1 pseudogene is annotated in these 282 nt (G+C 49.3%); it reads left to right on the plus strand.

Annotated features, from left to right (window positions below):
* Positions 1-282, plus strand: a pseudogene (locus HC175_RS23525) (imidazolonepropionase); the annotation flags it as partial.

Below are 282 nucleotides of genomic sequence, written 5' to 3' on the forward strand. Positions count from 1 at the left end.
TGAGGATGCATCTATTATCGATGCCTCCGGAAAAATGCTGTTACCCGGCTGGATCGATTCCCATACCCATTTAGTTTACGCCGGAAACCGCGAGCAGGAATTCGTCGACCGCATCAACGGCCTCACTTATGAAGAGATCGCCGAAAAAGGTGGCGGAATCGTGAATTCGGCTAAAAAATTACAGGAAACTTCTGAAGATGACCTCTACCTGCAGTCGGCTAAGCGGCTGGAGGAAGTGATCAAAATGGGCACCACGGCCATCGAAATAAAATCGGGATATGG

The sequence above is a fragment of the Salinimicrobium oceani genome (assembly GCF_012037645.1).